This window comes from Pseudomonas sp. LH1G9, from assembly GCF_002949975.1.
Lineage (GTDB): Bacteria > Pseudomonadota > Gammaproteobacteria > Pseudomonadales > Pseudomonadaceae > Aquipseudomonas > Aquipseudomonas veronii.
On the sequence record NZ_CP026880.1, the window covers coordinates 139,797 to 159,779 of the forward strand.

16 protein-coding genes are annotated in these 19,983 nt (G+C 62.2%); 1 reads left to right on the forward strand and 15 read right to left on the reverse strand.

Going from position 1 to position 19,983, the window contains the following annotated elements; all coding sequences use genetic code 11:
* Positions 1–63: 63 nt before the first annotated feature.
* The 11 genes from C5F70_RS00670 to arcD (C5F70_RS00725) form a co-directional block, all read right to left on the reverse strand.
* Positions 64–279 (reverse strand): cold-shock protein, encoded by a 216-nt coding sequence (locus tag C5F70_RS00670; protein WP_017847139.1) that lies wholly within the window; start codon positions 277–279, stop codon positions 64–66.
* 389 nt (positions 280–668) lie between these two features.
* Positions 669–1,793 (reverse strand): glycine cleavage system aminomethyltransferase GcvT, encoded by a 1,125-nt coding sequence (gene gcvT, locus C5F70_RS00675; protein ID WP_104902570.1) that lies wholly within the window; start codon positions 1,791–1,793, stop codon positions 669–671.
* Between the two features lie 39 nt (positions 1,794–1,832).
* Positions 1,833–3,209 carry an L-serine ammonia-lyase gene (locus tag C5F70_RS00680; RefSeq protein ID WP_104902571.1) on the reverse strand — a complete coding sequence of 459 codons (1,377 nt, stop codon included), beginning with the start codon at positions 3,207–3,209 and terminating at the stop codon, positions 1,833–1,835.
* Between the two features lie 165 nt (positions 3,210–3,374).
* Positions 3,375–6,215 carry an aminomethyl-transferring glycine dehydrogenase gene (gene gcvP / locus C5F70_RS00685; RefSeq protein WP_104902572.1) on the reverse strand — a complete coding sequence of 947 codons (2,841 nt, stop codon included), beginning with the start codon at positions 6,213–6,215 and terminating at the stop codon, positions 3,375–3,377.
* Positions 6,216–6,225: 10 nt separating this feature from the next.
* Positions 6,226–6,609, reverse strand: coding sequence for a glycine cleavage system protein GcvH (gene gcvH / locus C5F70_RS00690; protein ID WP_017847143.1), 384 nt, complete (start codon positions 6,607–6,609; stop codon positions 6,226–6,228).
* A 413-nt stretch (positions 6,610–7,022) separates the two neighbouring features.
* Positions 7,023–8,531 carry a sigma-54-dependent transcriptional regulator gene (locus tag C5F70_RS00700; protein ID WP_017847144.1) on the reverse strand — a complete coding sequence of 503 codons (1,509 nt, stop codon included), beginning with the start codon at positions 8,529–8,531 and terminating at the stop codon, positions 7,023–7,025.
* A gap of 119 nt (positions 8,532–8,650) precedes the next feature.
* Complete coding sequence (locus C5F70_RS00705) at positions 8,651–9,013, reverse strand: DUF5064 family protein (RefSeq protein WP_102617895.1); 363 nt, start codon at positions 9,011–9,013, stop codon at positions 8,651–8,653.
* 18 nt (positions 9,014–9,031) lie between these two features.
* Positions 9,032–9,961, reverse strand: coding sequence for a carbamate kinase (gene arcC / locus C5F70_RS00710; protein WP_017847146.1), 930 nt, complete (start codon positions 9,959–9,961; stop codon positions 9,032–9,034).
* Positions 9,962–10,146: 185 nt separating this feature from the next.
* A complete protein-coding gene (locus C5F70_RS00715; protein WP_017847147.1) occupies positions 10,147–11,157 on the reverse strand; it encodes an ornithine carbamoyltransferase in 1,011 nt (336 codons plus the stop codon).
* Between the two features lie 69 nt (positions 11,158–11,226).
* On the reverse strand, positions 11,227–12,483 hold the full coding sequence (gene arcA, locus C5F70_RS00720; protein ID WP_017847148.1) for an arginine deiminase: 1,257 nt from the start codon (positions 12,481–12,483) through the stop codon (positions 11,227–11,229).
* A 24-nt stretch (positions 12,484–12,507) separates the two neighbouring features.
* Positions 12,508–13,935 carry an arginine-ornithine antiporter gene (gene arcD, locus C5F70_RS00725; protein ID WP_026140052.1) on the reverse strand — a complete coding sequence of 476 codons (1,428 nt, stop codon included), beginning with the start codon at positions 13,933–13,935 and terminating at the stop codon, positions 12,508–12,510.
* Positions 13,936–14,375: 440 nt separating this feature from the next.
* Here arcD (C5F70_RS00725) and arcD (C5F70_RS00730) point away from each other — a divergent pair, with 440 nt between their 5' ends.
* Positions 14,376–15,803: an arginine-ornithine antiporter gene (gene arcD, locus C5F70_RS00730; protein WP_017847150.1), complete on the forward strand. Its 1,428-nt coding sequence runs from the start codon at positions 14,376–14,378 to the stop codon at positions 15,801–15,803.
* 59 nt (positions 15,804–15,862) lie between these two features.
* On the opposite strand, the gene C5F70_RS00735 is transcribed toward arcD (C5F70_RS00730), so the two are convergent.
* From C5F70_RS00735 to C5F70_RS00750, 4 genes are all read right to left on the reverse strand, one after another.
* Entirely contained in the window at positions 15,863–17,212 is a 1,350-nt protein-coding gene (locus C5F70_RS00735; protein WP_104902573.1) for a CoA transferase, read from the reverse strand.
* A 40-nt stretch (positions 17,213–17,252) separates the two neighbouring features.
* On the reverse strand, positions 17,253–18,596 hold the full coding sequence (locus tag C5F70_RS00740) for a HAMP domain-containing sensor histidine kinase (RefSeq protein ID WP_104902574.1): 1,344 nt from the start codon (positions 18,594–18,596) through the stop codon (positions 17,253–17,255).
* Between the two features lie 67 nt (positions 18,597–18,663).
* Positions 18,664–19,131 carry an LTXXQ domain protein gene (locus C5F70_RS00745; protein ID WP_104902575.1) on the reverse strand — a complete coding sequence of 156 codons (468 nt, stop codon included), beginning with the start codon at positions 19,129–19,131 and terminating at the stop codon, positions 18,664–18,666.
* A gap of 169 nt (positions 19,132–19,300) precedes the next feature.
* Entirely contained in the window at positions 19,301–19,978 is a 678-nt protein-coding gene (locus tag C5F70_RS00750; protein WP_046382270.1) for a response regulator transcription factor, read from the reverse strand.
* Between the last annotated feature and the right edge of the window lie 5 nt (positions 19,979–19,983).

The window sequence follows — 19,983 nt, forward strand, 5'->3', positions numbered from 1 at the left end:
CCCTTACCGCGCCCATAAAAAAGCCCTGATGTCACCATCAGGGGCTTTTTGTCGCAGGAGGGATCAGCCTTCGGCGATCACTTCGTCAGCCTGCATGCCTTTCTGGCCTTGCACGGCGACGAAAGACACTTTCTGGCCTTCTTTCAGGCTCTTGAAGCCGTTGCCCTGAATAGCGCGGAAATGCACGAACAGATCCGGACCGCTTTCTGGAGTGATAAAACCAAACCCTTTCTCGTCGTTAAACCACTTGACGGTACCGCTCTGACGTTTATCCGACATTTTCTTATTTCCTTGACGCTAAAAATGAATGACAGCCCCTTTCGCATGAAAGAGTACTGGGCTGGGTTGCAGGAAAGTAAGAGACGTCGAACGGGTTGTAGCAAACTTTGGCTACTGCCCAGGTCCAGGTTCCAAGCGACCCATGCAAACACAGTGAGCAAACTCTACGTCAACTAATGGAGAAAAAACAAGCCCTGCGCAAAGCCCAGGTTTTGCTCGGCTTTGTGGCACTTGGGGGAACAATGGGCGGACGACTTATTCGATAGAAATGGTCACTTGTTATAGGTTGACCCCTATAACAATGACTATCGTCAATGCACTGTTTTATGGCGGTTGCGTTACAGATTAGTGCGCGTTAACGCAACCGCGTTACTTATAGAAACAATCAATCAGCCGCGGTAGTACCGTTGCGGCACAAATGGCATTTTACTTACACGAAGTGGCACCTTTTTCCCACGCACCAGTGCAGAAACTTCGGTATCCAACGCAGTGAACGCGCTGTCCAGGTAGGCCATCGCCAACGGGCCGCCGAGGCTCGGGCCAAAGCCGCCGCTGCAGACGCTGCCGACCACGGTGCCGTGTTCGTCGACGATTTCCGCACCTTCACGCACGGGTGTGCGCTCCTGAGTCAGCAGGCCGACACGTTTGCGGCTCACACCGGCTTGCTGCTGGGTAAAGATCCGGTCGGCGCCGGGAAAGCCACCGGCACGAGCGCCGTCGGCGCGACGGGCCTTGGAGATCGCCCAGAGCAGGCTGGCTTCGATCGGGGTGGTGTCGGTGTTCATGTCGTGGCCATACAGGCACAGGCCGGCTTCCAGGCGCAGCGAGTCGCGGGCGCCCAGGCCGATGGCCTGGACTTCGGTCTCGGCCAGCAGGCTGCGGGCCAGGCTTTCGGCGTGGGCGGCGGGCACCGAGATTTCAAAGCCGTCTTCACCGGTGTAGCCGGAGCGGCTGACGTAGCAGTCCACGCCCAGCAGGCGCAGGGACGTGAATTGCATGAAGGTCATCTTGGTCACTTCAGGGGCCAGGCGTGCCAGCACTTTTACCGCTGCCGGACCTTGCAGGGCGAGCAGGGCGCGTTCTTCGAACAGCGGCTCGATGCTGCACTGGTCGCCAATCCTGGCACGCAGGTGCGCCAGGTCCTGGTCCTTGCAGGCCGCGTTGACCACCAGGAACAGCTCGTCGTTCCCCAGGTTGGCCACCATCAGGTCGTCGAGAATGCCGCCCTGCTCGTTGGTGAACATGGCATAGCGCTGCATGCCTACGGGCAGGTCGATGATATCCACCGGCACCAGGGTTTCCAGGGCCTTGGCGGCATTGGCGCCGGTCAGGTGGATCTGGCCCATGTGAGACACGTCGAACAGCCCGGCCTGATCACGGGTGTGCAGGTGTTCTTTCATCACGCCCAATGGGTATTGCACCGGCATGTCGTAGCCGGCGAAGGGCACCATGCGCGCGCCGAGTTCGATATGCAGCGCGTGCAACGGGGTTTTCAACAGGGTTTCGGTGGACATATTCAGCTCCTGAAAAACGTGCGGACGCGCTTCTAAGCGTCAGCACTCGATAATGTTGACCGCCAAACCGCCACGGGCGGTTTCCTTGTATTTGCTTTTCATGTCAGCGCCGGTCTGGCGCATGGTGCGGATGACCTTGTCGAGGGACACAAAATGCTGCCCATCGCCGCGCAAGGCCATACGCACTGCGTTGATGGCTTTGACCGAGCCCATGGCATTGCGCTCGATGCAGGGCACTTGCACCAGGCCGCCGATCGGGTCGCACGTCAGGCCGAGGTTGTGTTCCATGCCGATCTCGGCGGCGTTTTCGACCTGGGACACGCTGCCGCCCAACACTTCGCACAGCGCACCGGCGGCCATCGAGCAGGCCACGCCGACTTCACCCTGGCAGCCAACCTCGGCACCGGAGATCGACGCGTTTTCCTTGTACAGAATCCCGATCGCGGCGGCGGTGAGCAGAAAGCGCACTACGCCGTCTTCACTCGAGCCGGGGATAAAACGCATGTAGTAATGCAGCACCGCCGGCACAATCCCGGCCGCACCGTTGGTCGGCGCGGTGACCACGCGCCCGCCGTTGGCGTTTTCTTCGTTGACCGCCAGCGCGTACAGGTTGACCCAATCGAGTACCGACAACGGGTCGCGCAGGGCCGACTCCGGGTTCTTGCACAGCTGGCGATGCAGGGCGGCGGCACGACGCTTGACCTTCAAGCCCCCCGGCAAGATCCCTTCATTGCGACAGCCAGCGTCCACACAGTCCTGCATCACCTGCCAGATCTTCAGCAGGCCGTTGCGGGTTTCGGCTTCGGGGCGCCAGGCACTTTCATTGGTCAGCATCACCTGGCTGATGGACAGCCCGTAGGTGGCGCAATGACCGAGCAAGTCCTTGGCGCTCTTGAACGGGAAGGTCAGCGGCGTCGCGTCTTCGACGATCCGGTCGGCGCCGGCAGCGTCTTCATCTACCACAAAGCCACCGCCCACCGAGTAGTACTCGCGGCTGCGGATCTGGATGCCGGCGGCGTCGAAGGCACGGAAGATCATGCCGTTGGGGTGATAGGCGAGGGGTTTGCGAATCATCGCCAGGTGTTCTTTCTCGTTGAACACAATGCTGTGTTCGCCGAGCAGGTTCAAACGGCCGGCGCTGCGCATCTGTGCCAGGCGCGTGGCGACGGTTTCTGTGTTCACGGTGTCCGGGTGTTCGCCTTCCAGGCCGAGCAGCACGGCCTTGTCGCTGCCGTGGCCTTTGCCGGTGGCGCCGAGTGAGCCGTAGAGTTCCACCTTGACGCAGGTGGTGGCGCTCAGCAGGTCGTCACGGCGCAAGCCCTCGACAAAGCGCGCGGCGGCGCGCATCGGGCCGACGGTGTGGGAGCTGGAGGGGCCGATGCCAATCTTGAACAGGTCGAACACGCTTAACGACATGAGTTGTTCTCCAGGTTCTTATTATTCTTGAGGTCATACGCGGTCAAGTGTGGGAGGGGCGGTGCGACGATTCGACTTGCCCCCGATGAGGGGGTGTCAGTCACCAGATTTATCAACTGACACTCTGCCATCGGGAGCAAGCCCCCTCCCACATTCTTGACCAGGTTATGCGTAGCTCTCGATCGAAGGGCAGGCGCACACGAGGTTGCGATCGCCGAACACGTTGTCGACCCGGCCGACCGGCGGCCAGTACTTGCCGTCGATCAGCGACGCCAGCGGGTACACCGCCTGTTCACGGCTGTAAGGGTGGCTCCATTCGCCCACCAGTTCCGCCGCGGTGTGCGGGGCGTTTTTCAGCGGGTTGTCGTCCTTGTCCAAGGTGCCGTTTTCCACCGCGCGGATTTCTTCGCGGATGGCGATCATCGCGTCGCAGAAGCGGTCCAGTTCTTCCCTGGATTCGCTTTCGGTCGGCTCGATCATCAAGGTGCCGGCCACCGGGAACGACATGGTCGGTGCGTGGAAGCCGAAGTCGATCAGGCGCTTGGCCACGTCATCCACGCTGATGCCGCTGCTGTCTTTCAACGGGCGCAAGTCCAGGATGCATTCATGCGCCACCAGGCCGTTGCTGCCGGTGTAGAGCACTGGGTAGTGCTCTTCCAGGCGACGGGAAATGTAGTTGGCGTTCAGGATCGCCAACTGCGAAGCGCGCTTGAGGCCCGCGCCGCCCATCATGCTGATGTACATCCAGGTGATCGGCAGGATGCTCGCGCTGCCGAACGGCGCCGCGCACACCGCGCCTTCCTTGCGTGCCATGGCCGCGTGGCCGGGCAGGAATGGGGCCAGGTGGGATTTGACGCCGATCGGGCCAACGCCCGGGCCGCCGCCGCCGTGGGGGATGCAGAAGGTCTTGTGCAGGTTCAGGTGCGAGACGTCGCCGCCGAACTTGCCCGGCGCGCACAGGCCGACCATGGCGTTCATGTTGGCGCCGTCGATGTACACCTGGCCGCCGTTGTCGTGAATGATCCCGCAGATTTCGCGGATACCTTCTTCGAACACGCCGTGGGTCGACGGGTAGGTGATCATCAGCGCGGCGAGGTGGTCGCGGTGCTCGATGGCTTTGGCGCGCAGGTCTTCGATGTCGACGTTGCCGCGCGCGTCGCAAGCGGTCACCACCACGCGCATGCCGGCCATGTGGGCGGTGGCGGGGTTGGTGCCGTGGGCCGACGACGGGATCAGGCAGATGTCGCGGTGCTGATCGCCACGGCTCTGGTGATAGGCGCGAATCGCCAACAGGCCCGCGTATTCGCCCTGGGAACCGGCGTTCGGTTGCAGCGAGATGGCGTCGTAGCCGGTGGCCGCGCAGAGCATGGCTTCCAGGTCGGAGGTCAATTGCAGGTAGCCGGCACTTTGTTCGGCTGGGGCGAATGGGTGCAGGGCACCGAATTCGGCCCAGGTCACCGGGATCATTTCGCTGGCGGCGTTGAGCTTCATGGTGCAGGAGCCCAGCGGGATCATGGTGCGGTCCAGCGCCAGGTCCTTGTCGGCCAGCTTGCGCAGGTAGCGCATCAGCTCGGTTTCCGAGTGATAACGGTTGAACACCGGGTGGGTCAGGATCGGCGACTGACGCAGCAGCGCGGCCGGCAGGCTGCCTTCGACCTTGGCGGCGAAGTCCGGCAGGGCTTTACCGTCGGCAAACAGTGCCCACAAGGTTTCGATATCGGCCTGGGTGGTGGTTTCGTCGACCGACAGGCCGAGACGTTCGGCGTCGACCACACGCAGGTTGATGCGCTGGGCGCGGGCCTGGTCGTGCAGGGCGGCGGTGCGGGCGCCGGTGTTGAGGGTCAGCGTGTCGAAGAAGTGTTCTTGCTCGACTTTCAGGCCCAGGGCGCGCAGGCCGTTGGCCAGGATCGCGGTCAACTGGTGAATGCGCTGGGCGATCTGGGTCAGGCCTTTGGGGCCGTGGTACACGGCGTACATGCTGGCGATGTTGGCGAGTAGGACCTGGGCGGTGCAGATGTTGCTGGTGGCTTTCTCGCGGCGGATATGTTGCTCGCGGGTCTGCATGGCCAGGCGCAAGGCCGGCTTGCCGAAGCGGTCGACCGACACACCGACCAGGCGGCCCGGCATGTCGCGCTTGAACGCATCCCTGGTGGAGAAGTACGCCGCGTGCGGGCCGCCGAAGCCCAGCGGGACGCCGAAGCGTTGCGCGCTGCCGATGGCCACGTCGGCGCCGAACTCACCCGGCGGGGTCAGCACGGTCAGGGCCAGCAGGTCGGCGGCCACGGCCACCAGGGCGTTGGCGGCGTGGAAGCGTTCGGTCAGCTCGCGATAGTCGAACACGTCGCCGTTGCTGGCCGGGTATTGCAGCAGGGCGCCGAAGAACGGGCTGACATCACTCAGTTCGCGTTCATCGCCCACCACCACGTCGATGCCCAGCGGCTCGGCACGGGTGCGCAGCACGTCGAGGGTCTGCGGGTGGCTGTGGATCGAGGCGAAGAAGGCAGTGCTGGCCTTGTTCTTGCTCAGGCGCTTGCAGAAGGTCATGGCTTCGGCGGCGGCGGTGGCTTCGTCGAGCAGCGAAGCGTTGGCGATCGGCAGGCCGGTGAGGTCGCTGATCAGGGTCTGGAAATTCAGCAGCGCTTCCAGGCGGCCCTGGGAAATTTCCGGTTGGTACGGGGTGTAGGCGGTGTACCAGGCCGGGTTTTCGAGGAGGTTGCGCAGGATCGGCGACGGCGTGTGGCAGTTGTAGTAGCCCTGGCCGATGTAGGTCTTGAACAGTTGGTTCTGGCTGGCGATGGCCTTGATCCTGGCCAGGGCCTCGGCTTCGCTCAAGCCATCTTCCAGGCCGAGCACGCTGGTGCCCTTGATGCTTTCCGGGATCACACTGGCGCTCAGGGCTTCCAGGGAGTCGAAGCCCAGGCTGGCGAGCATCTGCTGCTCATCTTCCTGGCGCGGGCCGATGTGGCGGGCGATGAATTCGTTGGCGGTGCTCAAGTTGATCGTCATGGCGCGCTCCTCAGGCTTCGGCGTTGGCTTTGATCAGGCGGTCATACGCATCCTGATCCAACAGCGTAGTCACTGCGTCGGCATCGGCAGGTTTAAAGCGGAAGAACCAGCCTTCGCCCATCGGGTCTTCGTTGACCAGTTCCGGGCGGCCCTCCAGCTCGGCGTTCACTTCGAGCACTTCGCCGTCCAGGGGCATGTACACGCCGCTGGCGGCTTTGACTGACTCGACGGTGGACGCCTCTGCGCCTTTTTCGTAAGCCTGCAACTCTGGCAGTTGCACGAAAACCACATCACCCAGCGCATTTTGCGCGAATGCGGTGATACCCACGGTGACGCTGCCGTCAGCTTCGGCGCGCAGCCATTCGTGATCTTCAGTGAAACGCAACTCGCTCATGGAAACTCCTCGGGGCCAGATTCGTCTGGTGGACGGGATTGGAATAATGGGGAGTTGCTTAGCAATATCGCGGCCAATGTCATTAAGTTCTTATAAATCAATAACTTGATAAAAATGACGAATGCGTTGTCGACTGAGGTTGTAGCGATTTCGCTACACTTCGGTGCTGGAAAAAAAGCCTATGTGGATCAAAGCCTTGCATGGCGCGCAAAAAGCAGGGTTGTAGCGATATCGTTACGCTGTAGCGCTTTCAGTACAGTTGATGTCGTTCTCAGACCCAATTGGGAATGCGAGCCCTGTAGGCGCGAGCTTGCTCGCGAAGATCGTCAACGATGATGTGGGAAGCCTGGATGAACGCGGTGCCCTTGGGTTTTTCGCGAGCAAGCTCGCTCCTACAGTGGACAGCACCCAGATCAGGGTTTGTTGGGGATGCCGTATTTGCGCAGGCGATGGGCGATAGCGGTGTGGGAGGTTTGCAGGCGGCTCGCCAACTGGCGGGTCGAGGGGTAGCTGGCGTAGAGCTTCTCCAGCAGGCTGCGTTCGAAGTCTTCCACGGCCTGTTCCAGGCTGGTGATTTCGCTGTCGCTCTGACGTGCGACCGAGGTGCCGGCGATGTCCAGGTCGCCGATGTCCACCAGGCTGCTTTCACAGATGGCGGCGGCGCGGAAGATCACGTTCTGCAACTGCCGCACGTTGCCCGGCCAGCGGTTGCCGAGCAAGGCCGGGTAAGTGCCGGGGGCCAGGCGGCAGACCGGGCGCTGGATCTGCGCGCAGGCCTGCTGCATGAAGTAGCGCGCCAGCAGCAGGATGTCCTGGCCGCGCTCGCGCAGGGGCGGCACTTCGACATTGAGGACGTTGAGGCGGTAGAACAGGTCTTCGCGAAAGGTGCCCTCGGCGACCATCTTCTCCAGGTCGCGGTGGGTGGCGCTGAGGATACGCACGTTCACTTTCACTTCGCGGTCGCCGCCTACCCGGCGAAAGCTGCCGTCGTTGAGAAAGCGCAGCAGCTTGGCCTGCAGGTACGGCGACATTTCGCCGATCTCATCGAGGAACACCGTGCCCTGGTTGGCCAGTTCCATCAGCCCCGGCTTACCGCCGCGCTGGGCCCCGGTAAAGGCGCCGGGGGCGTAGCCGAACAGTTCGCTTTCGGCGAGGTTTTCCGGCAGCGCCGCGCAGTTCAGCGCCAGGAACGGCGCACTGCAGCGTGCGCTGATGGCGTGGCAGGCCCGCGCCACCAGCTCTTTGCCGGTGCCGGTCTCGCCCTGGATCAACAGCGGCGCATCGAGTACCGCGACACGCTGCGCGCGCGCCTTGAGGGTGCGGATCGCCGGCGACTCGCCGAGCAGCGCATCGAAACCTTCGGCATGGTCGTGGTGCAGCGCCGACAATTGTTCGCCGATGCGGTTGGGCTGGTAGAGGCTGAGCAGGGCACCGGCATCGGTGATCGGTGTCGCCTCCAGCAGCAGGGTCTGGCCGTTGACGCTGATCTCGCGCAGAGGCAAGCGAAAGCCTTGCTCCAGCAAGGTGTCGAGCAAGGCCGGATCGTTGAACAGTTCGCTGATGCTTTCGCCGGCCGGTTCGCGACCGTACAAGGCGATCAACGCCGGGTTGGCCAGCAGGATCTTGCCTGCGCTGTCCAGGGCCAGCACCGGGTCGGTCATGGCCGCCAGCAGGGCGTCGAGTTGCAGGTGGCGGCGTTGGCCGGGGAGGATGTCCACCACGGTCACTGCCTGCACGCCGTTGACGCTGAACAGCGCGTCCCGCAGCTCTTCGAGGACTTCGGCGCTCAGGGTCGGCGCGTCGATGTAGACGTTGGGCGGCACCATCTCGACCGCGTCCAGGTTGAGATTGCGCCCACCGAGCAAGGCCAGGACTTCCTGGGTAATGCCGACGCGGTCGATGAAGCTGACGTGGATACGCATGGGGCGGCTGACAATTCTGGGGAGCGAGAGGCGGCAAGTATGCCAGACAGGGGGGGAGATCAAAAATGGGGGAGGGGCGGTGCGACGATTCGACTTGCCCCTCCCACATTTGGACCGAGTTATGCAAGGTGTTCGGGGTTGACGGGGTCGCCGGGCTTCACATTCAACTGATGCCGCACATCTTCGAACATCAAGTCGTACTGCTTGTGCATCTCGCCATTGAGTGTCGCGATCTTCGGCATCCCGTACTTCTGCGCGATATTCATCGCGTGCCGGGCAAAGTCGAAGGCCTGGTCCTTGGGCAGGAAGAATTCTTCCTTGAGGTCCTTGCCCTCCACAGAACCATGCAGGGTGAACAGCATCCCCTGGCCTTCCTTGGGGTGCTGGCTGATTTCATAGTCGATGCACAGGTTGTAGCTGTAGTCGCTGTCGTTCAGCGCGTGACGTTCGATGTGCAAGTGCCCGGGTTCAAAGGTAGCCATAGGCATTTCTCCTCAACTTCACAGATAACGGATGCCAGGGGTCGCTGTGCTGACACGGGTGCCGGCGGTGCCCTGGACGATGGCTTCGATGTCCGAGAGTGAACCGATCACTGCGGTTTTGCCAGTCTGGCGGGCGAACTCGCAGGCCGCTTGGACCTTGGGCCCCATGGAACCGGCGGCGAAACCGAGTTTTTCCATGTCGTCCGGGTGGGCCTGGCTGATAGCCTTCTGGGTGGGTTTGCCGTAGTCGATAAACGCCGCGTTGACGTCGGTGGCGATCACCAGCAAATCGGCTTCCAGTTGCGAAGCCAGCAGCGATGAGCACAGGTCTTTGTCGATGACCGCTTCAATGCCGCGCAGTTTGCCGTCTTCACCATACATCGTCGGGATACCGCCACCGCCGGCGCAGATCACGATGCTGCCTTTCTCCAGCAGCCATTGGATCGGGCGAATTTCAAAGATGCGTTTCGGCCGCGGGCTGGCCACCACGCGGCGGTATTTATCGCCATCCGGGGCAATGGTCCAGCCTTTCTCCGCGGCGAGTTTCTCGGCTTCGGCCTGGGAGTACACCGGGCCGATCGGTTTGCTGGGTTTTTTGAAGGCCGGGTCGTTGGCGTCCACTTCAACCTGGGTGAGCAGGGTGGCAAACGGGACTTCGAAGTCCAGCAGGTTGCCCAGTTCCTGTTCGATGATGTAACCGATCATGCCTTCGGTTTCGGCACCGAGCACGTCCAGCGGGTACGGCGAGACGCTGGTGTAGGCCGCTGCCTGCAACGACAGCAGGCCGACTTGCGGGCCGTTACCATGGGCGATCACCAGTTCGTTGCCGGAATGGATTTTGGCGATCTGTTCGGTAGCGATTCGGATATTGGCGCGTTGGTTGTCCGCTGTCATGGGTTCACCACGGCGGAGCAGGGCGTTACCGCCCAGTGCAACGACGATACGCATAATGCAATCCTTCTAGAGTTCAGCGTGTGAACACAGGACTAAGTGTGGGAGGGAGCTTACTCCCGATGGCGGGCTAACATTCAATACTTGTGTCGACTGATACACCGCTATCGGGGGCAAGTCGAATCGTCGCACCGCCCCTCCCACATTTTGACCGTGTTCCTACAGTAGGCGTTGTGTCGAAATCAGATATCCGCCAACGCCGACACCAGGATCGCCTTGATGGTATGCATGCGGTTTTCCGCCTGTTCAAAGGCAATGTTGGCCGGGGATTCAAACACCTCTTCGGTCACTTCCACGCCATTGGCCAGGTTCGGATAACGCGTGGCGATGTCCTTGCCGACCTTGGTTTCGCTGTTATGGAACGCCGGCAGGCAGTGCATGAACTTCACCCGGGGGTTGCCCGAGGCTTTCATCATCTTGGCGTTGACCTGGTACGGCAGCAGTTGCTCGATACGCTCGTCCCACGCTTCCACTGGCTCACCCATGGACACCCAGATATCGGTGTGGATGAAGTCCACGCCCTTCACCGCCTCAAGAGGGTCTTCGGTGATGGTGATGCGCGCGCCGCTTTCTTCGGCAAAGGCCTGGCACTGTTTGATGAAGTCTTCGTGGGGCCACAGGGCTTTCGGCGCGCCGATACGCACGTCCATGCCCAGCTTGGCGCCGATCATCAGCAGCGAGTTGCCCATGTTGTAGCGCGCGTCGCCCAGGTAGGCGTAGCTGATGTCATGCAGCGGCTTGTCGCTGTGTTCGCGCATGGTCAGGGTGTCGGCGATCATTTGGGTCGGGTGGAATTCGGCGGTCAGGCCGTTGAACACCGGCACACCGGCGAACTTGGCCAGTTCTTCGACGATTTCCTGCTCGAAGCCACGGTATTCAATGGCATCGAACATCCGACCGAGGACGCGGGCGGTGTCTTTCATGCTTTCTTTATGGCCGATCTGCGACGACACCGGGTCGATGTAGGTGACGTGGGCACCCTGGTCGTGGGCCGCCACTTCGAAGGCGCAGCGGGTGCGGGTCGAGGTTTTTTCGAAGATCAGCGCGATGTTCTTGCCCTTGAGGTGCGCGCGCTCGGTGCCGGTGTATTTGGCGCGTTTGAGGTCGCGGGACAGGTCCAGCAGGTAGTGCAGCTCGCGGTTGGTGTGGTGCATCAGCGACAGCAGGCTGCGGTTGCGCATATTGAAAGCCATGGTGGATCTCCTTGTGTTCAGGTTATCCCCTTGGCCGACGCCTTGTGGGCGGCGGCCAAGGCCTGGAAATTAATAGTCGATAGGGTCGCGGATGATCGGGCAGGTCATGCAGTGGCCGCCGCCACGGCCACGGCCGAGTTCACCGGCACTGATGGTGATGACTTCCACGCCGGACTTGCGCAGCAAGGTGTTGGTGTAGGTGTTGCGGTCGTAGCCGATCACCACGCCAGGCTCCAGGGCCACGACGTTGTTGCCGTCATCCCACTGCTCGCGCTCGGCGGCGAAGCTGTTGCCGCCGGTTTCGACCACACGCAGGGTTTTGAGCTTGAGGGCGGTGGCGACCACGTCGAGGAAGCTTGCGTCTTCACGGCGCACATCGATGCCACCGGGCTTGCTGTCGTCCGGGCGCAGGCTGAAGGCGACGATCTGGCTGACCACTTCGGGGAAGATGGTGACCAGGTCGCGGTCGCAGAAGCTGAACACGGTATCCAAGTGCATCGCGGCGCGGGATTTCGGCAGGCCGGCGACGATGACGCGCTCGACGGCTTTGTGCTTGAACAGGTTCAGCGCCAGTTGGCCGATGGCCTGGCGCGACGAACGCTCGCCCATGCCGATCAACACCACGCCGTTGCCGAGTGGCATGACGTCGCCGCCTTCGAGGGTGGCGTTGCCATGATCCTGGTCCGGGTCGCCGTACCAGATCTGGAAGTCGGCGTTGGTGAACTCGGGGTGGAATTTGTAGATGGCGCTGGCCAGCAGGGTTTCCTGGCGTCGCGCCGGCCAGTACATCGGGTTCAGCGTCACGCCGCCAAAGATCCAGCAGGTGGTGTCGCGGGTGAACTGGGTGTTCGGCAGCGGCGGCAGGATGAAGCTGGAGTGGCCGAGGAAATCGCGGAACATCTCGATGGTCTTGCCACCGAAGCTGTCCGGCAGGTCATCGGCCGACACGCCACCGATCAGGAACTCGGCGATTTTGCGCGGCTCCAGGCTGCGCAGCCACGAGCCGACTTCGTTGATCAGGCCGAGGCCGACCTGGTTGGCGGTGATCTTGCGCTCCAGAATCCAGTCCAGGGCTTCGGGGATGGCGACGATATCGGTCAACAGGTTGTGCATTTCCAGCACATCGATGTCCCGTTCGCGCATCTTGGTGACAAAGTCGAAATGGTCGCGCTTGGCCTGGGCCACCCACAGCACATCATCGAACAGCAGTTCATCGCAGTTGTTGGGGGTCAGCCGCTGGTGGGCCAAACCTGGGGAGCACACCATGACTTTACGCAGTTTGCCGGCTTCGGAATGTACGCCGTACTTCACTTTTTCCGTGGTCATTACAGATCCTCCAGTGAGCAACAATTACATAGTCAGGAAGCCGGCGTAGAGGCCATAGGCAGCCACCAGGGCGCCAACGACCACCGCAGCGAAAATCAGCTTCTCGACGTTGGTGAAAATCGGTTTGCCCAGTTCATGCTTGGCCTTGGCGAACAGGATCGCGCCAGGGGCATAGAGCAGGGCGGAGAGCAGCAGGTATTTGGTACCGCCGGCGTAGAGCAGCCAGACCGCATAGATCAGCGCGATCGCGCCGATGATCAGGTCCTTTCTGCGCTCGGCCGGGGCGTTTTCGTAGGTCTCGCCACGTACCGCCAGCAGCAGCGCATAAGCTGCCGACCACAGGTAAGGCACCAGGATCATCGAGGTGGCGAGGTAGATCAGCGACAGGTACGTGCTGGCGGAAAACAGGGTAATCACCAGGAACACCTGGACCAGTGCGTTGGTCAGCCACAGGGCATTGGCCGGCACGTGGTTGGCGTTCTCGCGGCGCAGGAACTCCGGCATGGTGTGGTCCTTGGCGGCGGCGAACATGATCTCCGCACACAGCAGCACCCACGACAGCAGCGCGCCGAGCAGCGAGATGACCAGGCCGACGCTGATCAACACGGCGCCCCAGTGGCCCACGACGTGCTCCAGCACGGCAGCCATCGACGGGTTCTGCAGCTTGGCCAGTTCCGGTTGGGTCATGATGCCCAGGGACAGCACGTTGACCAGCATCAGGAACAGCAACACGGTGATAAAGCCGATCACAGTGGCCTTGCCCACGTCGCTGCGTTTTTCGGCCCGCGCCGAGAAGATGCTTGCGCCTTCGATGCCGATGAACACCCACACGGTGACCAGCATCATGTTGCGCACTTGGTTCATCACGCTGCCCAGGTCCGGGTTTTTCAGGCCCCAGATGTCAGCGGTGAAGATGTCCAGCTTGAACGCGAATACGGCGATCAGCACGAACAGCACCAGCGGCACGACCTTGGCGACGGTGGTCACCAGGTTGATGAACGCCGCTTCCTTGATCCCGCGCAATACCAGGAAATGCACGGCCCACAGCAGCACCGAAGCGCCAATCACCGCGGCCGGGGTGTTGCCCTCGCCAAAGATCGGGAAGAAGTAGCCGAGGGTGCTGAACAAGAGCACGAAGTAGCCGACGTTGCCCAGCCAGGCGCTGATCCAGTAACCCCAGGCGGACGAGAAGCCCATGTAGTCGCCGAAGCCGGCCTTGGCGTAGGCATATACGCCGCCGTCGAGATCGGGTTTGCGGTTAGCCAGGGTCTGGAACACAAACGCCAGGGTCAACATGCCTACAGCCGTAATCACCCAGCCAATCAGGACGGCGCCGACATCGGCGCTGGCCGCCATGTTTTGCGGCAGAGAGAAGATCCCGCCGCCAATCATTGAACCCACGACAAGTGCAACCAGTGCGCCAAGTCGAAGTTTTCCGGCAGATTCAGACATTGCATGACTCCAATGCAGGAGAAGAGAGACCACAGAATAATTCCGTGCGCTAATCAAACAGCTGACTTAGATCACATCATTGGCACATTCCATTGTGAATTAATGACTTAGAGTGAAAATGCCGTGCGCGCGATAGTGCCGCCAAGGCGCTCGTCGTAGAGCCTCTATGCGCTTTTTTATTATTAAGGTTTCCCAATTGCCGGGACGTTTCAAGCTAGTCCCTTTTGGTGAATGTGCAAACTTTTTCCGGGCCGGCTTGGCAAGACGCTCAAAACCTTAAAGTTCAATACTTATTTAATTTATAAATTTGACTAAACTCTGTTTTTTGACATGCCTTTGGGTTATTAGAGCCTGCGTTTTATTCGCGATATCTAATAAACGCTAACGCGCCTGCGTAAATTAGTTGAGTACACGGTGGTTCTTTTAATTCTGGAGAATTCATGTCGCAATCGTCTGAAAAGCTTCGACTCAGCGCCTTGATCGCCCTGGTGGTGGGCTCCATGATCGGCGGCGGGATTTTTTCCCTGCCACAAAATATGGCCGCGCGCGCGGAAGTCGGCGCGGTATTGATCGGCTGGGCGATCACCGCCGTGGGCATGCTGACCCTGGCATTTGTGTTCCAGACCCTGGCCAACCGCAAACCCGAGCTGGATTCCGGGGTGTATGCCTACGCCAAGGCCGGTTTCGGCGACTACATGGGCTTCTCGTCCGCCTGGGGTTACTGGATCAGTGCGTGGATGGGCAACGTCGGTTACTTCGTGTTGCTGTTCAGCACCCTTGGCTATTTTTTTCCGGTATTCGGTGAGGGCAATACGCCTGTGGCCATCGGCTGCGCCTCGATGTTGCTGTGGGCCGTGCATTTTCTGGTGATGCGCGGGATCAAGGAGGCGGCGTTCATCAACCAGATCACCACCGTGGCCAAGCTCGTGCCGCTGTTGATGTTCGTGGTCATCGCCGGCGTGGCGTTCAAGGCCGATGTCTTCACCGCCGACATCTGGGGCCTGGGCAAGCCGCATTTCGGCAGTGTGATGAATCAGGTGCGCAACATGATGCTGGTCACGGTGTTCGTGTTCATCGGCATCGAGGGCGCCAGCGTGTACTCGGCGCGGGCGCAGAAGCGCTCGGACGTGGGCCGGGCCACGGTGATCGGGTTTCTCGGTGTGCTGGCGCTGCTGGTGCTGGTGAATCTGCTGTCCCTGGGGATCATGAGCCAGGCGGAACTGGCGCAATTGCAGAACCCGTCCCTGGCCGGCGTGCTGGAGCACATCGTCGGTCCCTGGGGCGCGCTGCTGATCAGTATCGGTTTGGCGGTATCGCTGCTGGGCGCGTTGTTGTCATGGGCGCTGCTCTGCGCGGAAATCCTCTACGCCACGGCCCATGACAAGACCATGCCGGCCTTCCTGAAAAAGGAAAACGCCAATCAGGTGCCGGTCAATGCGCTGTGGCTGACCAATGTGATGATCCAGATATTCCTGGTGATCACGCTGTTTTCCGAAAGCACCTACACCACCCTGATTTACCTGGCCTCATCCATGATCCTGGTGCCTTACCTGTGGTCGGCAGCCTACGCGGTGTTGTTGAGCGGGCGCGGGGAAACCTACGAAGGCGCCCAGCGCCAGCGTCTGAAAGATCTGCTGGTGGGCCTGATTGCATTGGGCTACGCAGTGTGGCTGCTGTACGCCGGGGGGCTGAAGTATTTGCTGCTGTCGGCGTTGCTGTATGCGCCGGGCGTGGTGCTGTTTGCCCTGGCCAAGCGCGAGCAGGGCCTGCCGTTGTTTACCCATGTGGAAAAAGGCATTTTCGCCTGTGTGATTGCGGGCGCGGGGTTGGCGGCGTATGGGCTGTATAGCGGGGTGTTGTCGTTATGAACTGGGTGGCTTGATCGTGTGGGCCTCATCGCGGGCACGCCCGCGATGGCGGTCTCAGGTCACCAGCGAGGCCGGTGCGACCCCAATTCCCCTGCCGGCAAATCCCACTGCAACGGTGTGCCGCTGATGGTCAGCGGCGCGAGCAATCGGTGCGCCGGTCCCCAGGCGGTTTGCTCCACCACCAGCCCCTGGTCTTCGAGGGCTTCGGCCCGCAATGCCGGTTGCTCCGGAACCGGCCCGGCCTCCATCAAGCATTTTGCCGTGCGCGCCAACGATAATCGCGCCGAGCCGCCACGGCCGGACGCCAAGCGCTCGCGCAGGGCCAGGATCGCGCTGGCCGCCATCAAGTAGCCGGTGGCGTGATCCAGCGCCTGCAACGGTAGCGGCACAGGTTCATTCGTGTGTTTCCAGGCCATGCCCGCGTCGGCGATGCCGCAGCTCATCTGCACCAGACTGTCGAAGCCCCGGCGGTTGCGCCACGGGCCGCTCCAGCCATAGGCGTTGAGGCTCACGTCGATCAGGCCGGGGGCGAGCTGTTGCAATGCGTGGGCGGTGTAGCCCAATTGCTCGAGGGCATCGGCGCGGTAACCGTGGAACAGGATATCGGTGTCTTTGAGCAACCCTTCGAAAACCTGGCGGTCTGCGGCGGTTTTCAGGTCCAGGCGCGCACAGCGTTTGCCCAGGGTCATTTCCGGCACTACGCCCGGCTCGTTCCAGGTCGGCGAGTCGATGCGCAGCACGTCCGCGCCCAGCCCGGCGAGAAAACGACTGGCCACGGGGCCGGCCAGCACGCGGGTCAGGTCCAGCACTTTGAGGCCGGCCAGCGGGCGGGCCGCCGAGCCGCGCCAGGGCCTGTTGGCGGCGGGTTCAAAAGTTTGGCGCTGAATCAGGTGCTCGGCATTCACCGCCAAGCCTTGGGGATGTTGCTGCCAGGCCTGCCACGACCGCATCTGCGCGGCACAACCGCCGGCATCGACAATCGCCTGCTCCAGCTCGGCAGCGTTCCACGCGACGACCTTGCTCGCCATCCCGGCACGGTCAGCGACGTGGCCCAGCACCCGCTCGGCAGCCGCACGGTGATGCGGCGCGTTGGTGTGCAAGCGAATCCAGCCGTCGGCGCTGGCATAGTCGCCGGCCACCGGGTCCCACAGTGGCGGTACTTGCCAGCCTGTGGGGCGGATCGAAGAAGAGAACCAGAAAGACGCGAGGCGTCGGTCCACGCTCACGCTGGGCAAGCGCCCGGTCTGTTGCAGGATGAGTTGGGCAACTGCCTGGCCGGCGGCGCCGATGCTGGCGCAGGCCAGGTCGCTCACGGCGAAGATCGACGGCAGGGCGCCGGCCCCGGTCGAGGTCAGCGGGGTGCGCGGTAGATCGAGTGCGGCTTGGATGGGAGTCAGCAGGTCAGTCATCGAAGGCCCTCCATAAGAGAAGGGTCACTATAGAAGATCATCACACCGGTGTGACAACCCCCGGCGTCAATGGCAGGTCGATGCTGGCGCTGAAACCGCCGTCGGGATGATTGGTCAGGATCAGGTTGCCGCCATGCCGTTCCGCTGCGCGCCGTGCAATCGCCAGGCCCAGGCCGTGGCCCTGCGCCGTTTGGCCGGGGGCGCGGTAGAACGGCTCGCCCAGTTGGCTCAGGTGCTCGGCTTCGACGCCGGGGCCGTGGTCGCGCACGCTGATCAGAATGCGTTCGCCCAGGCGGCGCGCCTGCAACTCGATCGGTTGGCCGGGCGGGTTGAAGCGCTGGGCATTGCGCAACAGGTTATCCACGGCGCGTTCGATCATGGTCGGCCAGCCTTTGAGGCGCAGGTCGGGATCGGCGCTCAGTTGCACCACTTGGTCCGGCGCGCTGAGCTGGGCGTCCTTTTGCAGGGTCTTGAGCAGCGGGATGAGGTCGACGTCTTCGGCACTGGCGTTGTCGGCATCGACCCGGGCCAGCACCAGGATTTCGCTGATCAGTGCTTCCAGGCGGTCGCACTCGCGGGTCAGGCGCGGCCAGAGTCTTTCCCGTTCCTCGGGGCCGGCCCGCTCGGCCAGGGCCAGGGCGATACGCAGGCGGGCCAGGGGCGAGCGCAGTTCGTGGGACACGTCTCGCAGCAACTGGCGCTGGCTGCCGATCAGGCTCTGCAAGCGTGCGCCCATGCGGTTGAAGTCGGTGGCGAGTACGCCGAACTCATCGCGGCGGTTGGCCAGTTGCGCCAGGCTGTTCTGCTGGTAGGTGGCCTGGCCGAGGTCGTGTACCGCGCCGCGCAGGCGGCTTAAGGGGCGGGTGATGGACAGCGTCACCAGCAGGCTGAACAGGGTCAGCACCACCAGGGCAATCGCCAATGCGCTCAACGGCCACATCAGGCTGCTGCGGTGCCAGGCGTCCAGCTCCGGGTGGGGGATGCGATAGATCAGCAGGTAGGTGTCGCCGGTCTTTTCGCTGGTGTACTCGGCGGTCAGGCGCCGCCAGGGCAGGTGGCCGTCCTTGCTGTCGTTCTGCCGGGCTTCGAAGGCGGCGGCGCGGCGCGGAAAGGTGCCGCGGACCACGGGCTCGCCGCTTTCGTTGAGTACTTGCACGTCAATGTGATACTGACGCTTGCGCTGTTGCAGCAAGTCTTGGGCGGCGTCCTCGCCCTGGGTTTCGTAGAGTTGGGTCCACTCTTCGGCCAGGTTATTGAGACCGGGGTGGCGGCTGAGAATCCAGGCGTCCTGGTTGAGCATATGCCCAAGCAGTATCGACAGCCCGGCAACCAAGGCGATAGCCAGCCAGAAACTGGCCAGGATGCGCCAGAACAATGAACGCACAGGAAACCCTCAAACAGGAAAAGCCCAGCGGCGCGAACCGCTGGGCTGGGGCAGTGAAGCTAACGCATTATTGCGCTTTTTGCGGCTGCTGCGCTTTCCAGGCCTGGAATTCCGTCCATTCGGCGCGGCGTTGTTCCTGTTTCTTGACGATCTCGTCGAATTTCTTCTGCTGGTCAGGCTTGAGTACGGCACGGATATCGGCCTGGGTTTTCTGCTTGCCGGCGGCGATTTCATCTTGCATGGCTTTCTGGTCAGCAGCCGGGAGTTTGTCCAGATACTTTTTGACCAGGTCTTTGCGAGCCTGCCATTGGCCACCCATCAGCTTGCCAATTTGCTCGCGCTGTTCCTTGCTCAAGTCCAGCTGGCTGAGCGGGCCACCTTTGCCACGCGGACCGTGTTCACCGCCGTGGCCTGGGCCACCCATCATCATGTGGCCTTCTGGGCCGCCCATCGGGCCTGGGCCTTCGGGCATTGCCGCCATGGCAACGGTGGGCAGGGCAGCGGCGAACATCAGAGCGATTAGGGTCTTGCGCATGGTGATTCTCCTGTCTCTATTCCGGTGAGTCCGGATGTGAGTAGATTACGGAGATCAAGGTCAGCGGCGGTCAGGTGTGGGTAAAGCTTGGGTAAAGAGGGTTTTGGCGGCGGCTGACAAAACCCTTGGGAACGAGCAGATCAATGGTGGGATCAGTGTGGCGCGGGGTTCAGAGGCTGTAGTAGTAGCCGCGGCTGCGCAGCGCCACGATCCGTGGCCGGCCATCCGGGTGCGGGCCGATCTTCTTGCGCAGGTTGCTGACGTGCATGTCGAGGCTGCGATCGTAGAGGGTCAGCTTGCGGCCGAGGGCGATCTGCGCCAGTTCCTGTTTATCCAGCGGTTCGCCGGGCTGGCGCAGCAAGGCTTCGAGCAGGCGGCTTTCGGAGACGGTGAGGGTGAATTCCTGATTGTCGATGCTGACCACGCCGCGCACCGGGCTGAAGCACAGGTCGCCCAGTTCCAGCTGGGTCGACACGGCAGCCGGGTGGCTGCGACGCAGCACCGCGCGCAGGCGGGCAGTCAGTTCCCGCGGGTCGCAGGGCTTGGCCAGGTAATCGTCGGCGCCCAGTTCCAGGCCGAGGATGCGGTCCAGCGGCTCGCCCCGGGCCGACAGCATCAGCACCGGCAACTCCGGATGGTCGTTGCGCAATTGCTTGAGCAGCTCCAGGCCGCTGCCGTCGGGCAACATCACGTCGAGCACCACGGCCGCCGGGGCGCTGTCGGCCAAGGCTTTGCGGGCGCTCAAGCCGTCGTGGCAGGCGCGCACCTGGAAGCCTTCCTGGCCCAACCAACTGGTCAGCAGCTCGCAGAGCTCCTGGTCATCATCTATCAGTAACAGCTCGCTCATGACTC